The following is a 4565-nucleotide window of genomic DNA, read 5'->3' as shown; positions in this document are numbered from 1 at the left end:
GAACATATGTGTATGTCTGCACGAGGCATAAAAAAGCCCGGAAGCAAAACTGTCAGCTTTGCATTAAAAGGAAAATTCAAAGAGGATGATGCCTTAAGAAGAGATGTTACTTTACTGATAAATAAATAGGAGAGACGCGAACAATGAAAATAGGAAAATATGAATTTGATTTAGATAAAGAGCCGGTAATAATGGGAATTTTAAATGTAACACCGGATTCATTTTCTGATGGTGGAAAATGGAACAGCTTGGACAAGGCTTTAGAGCATACCCGGCAGATGATTGATGATGGGGCAAAAATAATCGATATAGGGGGAGAGTCCACAAGACCGGGCTACACTCTTATAAGTGATGAAGAAGAAATAAGCAGAGTTGTGCCTGTAATAGAGGCTGTAAAGGAAAGATTTGATGTGGCAGTTTCCCTTGACACATACAAAACAGGAGTGGCACGGGAAGGAATTAAAGCAGGAGCAGATATGATAAATGATGTCTGGGGCTTTAAATGGGGCAAAAAGGATATGGCTGACCTTGTTGCGGAAACTAAGGTGGCAGCCTGTGTAATGCATAATAGAGATAATACAAATTATAATAACTTTGTGGAAGATGTTTTAAATGATTTAAGAGAGTCTTTGGAAATTGCCCACAAGGCCGGGGTAAAAGATTCACAGATAGTGCTTGATCCGGGAGTTGGATTTGGAAAGGATTATCCCCAGAATCTTATGGTTATTAATGAAGTTAACCGTTTAAAGGAACTGGGACTTCCGGTGCTCCTTGGAACTTCAAGAAAATCAGTTATAGGGCTTACCCTTGATGTGGACAGAGATGACAGAATGGCAGGAACAGTAGCCACAACAGTTATGGGTTATGAAAGAGGATGCACCATTTTCAGGGTTCATGATGTTAAGGAAAATTATCAGGCTCTTATGATGGCAAAAGCCATAAAAAATGTAAAATAAAGGATATAATATGGATTGTATAAAAATCAGACAGTTAGAGGTATTTGCTTACCATGGCTGTAATGAAGAAGAAAAAATAAACGGACAGAAGTTTTATGTGGATGCGGATTTGTTTACTGATGTAAGAACTCCCGGAATGAGTGATGATTTGGAGGAAACAGTAAATTACTCTAAGGCATGTAAGTTTATTAATAAGTTTATGACGGAAAACAGATTTGATTTAATTGAAGCTGTTGCAGAACAGACAGCAAGAGGGCTTTTAAAGGAATTTCCTAAGATTAAGGAAGTGGAGCTTACCATAAATAAGCCTAATGCACCTATAAAGCTGCCTTTTGGCAATGTGGCTGTTACAGTCAGAAGAAAGTGGAGCAGAGCATATTTAAGCATTGGCTCTAATATGGGAGATAAGGAAGAATACCTTAATCAGGCAATAGAAGGTCTTTATGATGATGAAAACTGTAGGGTCAGCATAGTATCAAAGTTTATTGAAACAGAGCCATATGGACCAGTGGAGCAGGATAATTTCTTAAATGGATGTGTAGAAATTGAGACATTGTACTCTCCGAAAGAATTATTGAGGAAGGTTAATATAATTGAGTTAGAAGCCGGAAGAACAAGGGAGATTCATTGGGGACCAAGAACTCTTGATATTGATATTATTTTGTTTGATAATGAAATTGTTAATTTACCGGATTTGAAAATTCCACATATTGAGATGCATAAGAGATTATTTGTGTTAGAACCTTTAAATCAGATAGCACCATATGCCGTTCATCCGATTTTTAACAAGACGGTTTCACAATTGTTAGAGGATTTACAGCCACAAAATAAGTGTAGTGGATGTGGCGGATGTAGTTTTAGGCAGCAGAATGATTAGCCGGGATAGTTAAGTGTTCTGATTGGTATAAAAAGTTCAAAGATAGATTACGTTAAGAAATATTTTTCATTATGAAAGGAACAAAATGAGAGATTTACAGGACAGCAGAAAAGAGATAGACATTATTGATGAACAGATTATAAGGCTTTTTGAGAAAAGAATGGATATATGTAAGGATGTGGCAGCATATAAGCTTCACACGGGAAAGCCGGTTTTAGACAGAAAGAGAGAGTTAGATAAGTTAAAAACTTTAAAGGCTCAGGCAAGTAATAAATTTTACGGACATGGTGTGGAAGAACTTTTTGAGCAGATTATGTCCATGAGCAGAAAAATGCAGTATAAGTTACTTACGGAAGAAGGGGTAAACAGCGATATTGGCTTTGATATTGTGGATGATTTGCCAAAGGAAGATGTTACGGTAGCTTATCAGGGAATACCGGGAGCGTACAGCCAGCAGGCTGCTACGGAATATTTTGGTGATAAGTCAAGTTATGTTAACGTGTCGACTTTCAGAGAGGCTATGAAATATGTAAGAGATGGCAAGGCTGATTATGCCGTGCTTCCTTTTGAAAATTCATCAGCAGGAATTGTTACGGATGTTTACGACTTGTTAGTAGAATTTCATAATTATATTGTGGATACCTTTGATGTTAAAATTGAGCATTGTCTTTGTGGTATAAAAGGTTCTAAAATTGAGGATATTAAGGATGTTTATTCTCATCCCCAGGCTTTTATGCAAAGTAACGCATTTATCGAAGAACATGGCTGGGGAAAGGTTAATCTGGCTAACACTGCAATAAGTGCCAGATATATTTCAGAGCAGTCTGACAAATCAAGAGGCTGTATAGCCAGTGCTAATGCAGCAAAAATATACGGACTTGATATTTTACATAAAGGAATTAACTTCAATGCAACTAATACAACAAAGTTTATAATTATCAGCAGGAATAAAATTGCGAGACGTAATGCTGACCTTATTTGTATTAGCTTTGAAATGCCTCACGAAAGTGGTACATTGTATCAGATGTTGTCTCACATTATTTACAATGATCTTAACATGACAAGAATCGAGTCAAGACCTGTTCCGGAGAAAAAATGGGAATATCGGTTTTATGTTGAGTTTGAAGGAAAATCCACACAGGCAGGTGCCATAAATGCCCTTAGCGGAATTAATGCAGAATCAATTAACATGCGAATCCTTGGAAATTATTAAAGAATAACTATGTTGTGTGGGGAGCGATTGCAGGAAAAGAGGACTGTGTATATTGGAAAAACAGGCTGGATATTAGTAAGGATGTAGAAGAAATAAGATATTGGAAATAAAATATCAGAAATAAAATATCGGAAATTTAAAGATAGGCGGTTGGATGGCTTCAATAGAGAAATCCAACTGCTTATTTTTGCGGTGGAATTGATTGTGAATATTATGGGGTATTATAATTGAGCGTGAAAAATTGAAAAGTACATTAAATTTGAAAATATATCAAATATTTCATGTAAATGTTTTGACATTACGAGCTTGAAAAGTGCTTGTGTAGAGAAAAAATACATAAAATTTGAAAATATAACATATATTTCTTGTAAATTCAGGAGTTTCATAAGATTTGAGGTTGGTTCAGAAGAGAAAAATGCATTGAAAATCACAAAAACAACAAATATTCTTGTAAAATTTGAATTCTCACTTGGGGTATTTTTAGGGATTTAATAACTGTTATATTGTGTTATAAAAATCTCGTTAAACCCTTGAAAACACTAAAGTTTTCGCGGGTGTCCTCTCCGTCACATCTTGTATCGTGTTATATTGTTCTATCCTTGTTTACGAATCCTCATAAGGGAAATATAATCCGGTAACAACTTATAACAAATTATGAAAATGGCAGTTGGGACCGGAAGAAATGCTTATAATACATTTTCAAGAAGGGATTGATGCGGAGGATAGTCTCAAAGTTTGGTAAATATTAAAATTTGCACAAATCGAACGATTTTGTTGATAAAATCGTTCGATTTGTGTATAATATAACTGAAAAGAGAGATTCTATTTTTTAGACGATAAATAATTATTCTTTAAGAAAGGGGATGATGATATGTCTATTACTGCAACTGAATTAAAAACTAATCTTGGTAAATACCTTATGCTTGCAGAAACAGAGGATATTTATATTACCCGTAACGGAAAAGTTGTTGCAAAATTGTCTAATCCATATCAGGACAGAGTAGATGTTGCTAAGTCATTGTTTGGTGTTCTTCCAAATGATATGACTCTGGAAGAAGCACGGGAAGAAAGGTTGAATACGATATGAGAGTTTTAGTTGATACTTGTGTTATCATCGATGCATTACAGTCTCGTGCTCCATTTTCAGAAGTAGCGCAAAAACTCTTTATATATTCTGCAAATAAGCAATTTGAGGGTTATATTACAGCAAAGTCAGTTACAGATATCTATTATCTGACACACCGTTTAACACATAGCGATGTAGAAACACGAAAGATTTTGAGCAAGCTTTTTACTTTATTTCATTTGTTGGATACCACTTCTTTAGATTGCCGGAAAGCAATATCTTCTGAAATTGGTGATTATGAAGATGCTATTATGGTGGAAACAGCAATTCGTTCAGAAATGGATTGTATAGTAACCAGAAATGTAAAAGATTATATGAAATCTTCTGTTAAGGTGTGTGAACCTTCTGCATTATTAAAGCTATTAGAGGAAGAAAACGAAACTGAATAAAAAC

General features: G+C 35.2%; 7 protein-coding genes. All 7 read left to right on the top strand.

The window, feature by feature from the left end; translation table 11 throughout:
• Nucleotides 1–6: 6 nt before the first annotated feature.
• Nucleotides 7–129, top strand: coding sequence for a GTP cyclohydrolase I (locus tag Q5O73_RS10155; protein ID WP_368076764.1), 123 nt, complete (start codon nt 7–9; stop codon nt 127–129).
• A gap of 14 nt (nt 130–143) precedes the next feature.
• The gene (gene folP, locus Q5O73_RS10150) at nt 144–956 is read left to right on the top strand and encodes a dihydropteroate synthase (protein ID WP_186840444.1); all 813 of its coding nucleotides are present in this window, start codon (nt 144–146) and stop codon (nt 954–956) included.
• Between the two features lie 10 nt (nt 957–966).
• A complete protein-coding gene (folK, locus tag Q5O73_RS10145) occupies nt 967–1833 on the top strand; it encodes a 2-amino-4-hydroxy-6-hydroxymethyldihydropteridine diphosphokinase (protein WP_021953756.1) in 867 nt (288 codons plus the stop codon).
• An 85-nt stretch (nt 1834–1918) separates the two neighbouring features.
• On the top strand, nt 1919–3046 hold the full coding sequence (locus Q5O73_RS10140) for a bifunctional chorismate mutase/prephenate dehydratase (RefSeq protein ID WP_021953757.1): 1128 nt from the start codon (nt 1919–1921) through the stop codon (nt 3044–3046).
• A gap of 306 nt (nt 3047–3352) precedes the next feature.
• A complete protein-coding gene (locus tag Q5O73_RS10135) occupies nt 3353–3538 on the top strand; it encodes a hypothetical protein (RefSeq protein ID WP_302669624.1) in 186 nt (61 codons plus the stop codon).
• 379 nt (nt 3539–3917) lie between these two features.
• Entirely contained in the window at nt 3918–4133 is a 216-nt protein-coding gene (locus tag Q5O73_RS10130; protein ID WP_021953758.1) for a type II toxin-antitoxin system Phd/YefM family antitoxin, read from the top strand.
• Nucleotides 4130–4561, top strand: coding sequence for a PIN domain-containing protein (locus tag Q5O73_RS10125; protein ID WP_302669623.1), 432 nt, complete (start codon nt 4130–4132; stop codon nt 4559–4561). Before Q5O73_RS10130 ends, Q5O73_RS10125 begins: the two co-directional genes overlap by 4 nt.
• The last annotated feature ends 4 nt before the right edge of the window (nt 4562–4565 follow it).

Source organism: Eubacterium sp. AF15-50, assembly GCF_934835595.1.
GTDB classification, from domain to species: Bacteria; Bacillota; Clostridia; order Lachnospirales; family Lachnospiraceae; genus Eubacterium_G; species Eubacterium_G segne.
This window is presented reverse-complemented; position numbering and strand designations above follow the sequence as displayed.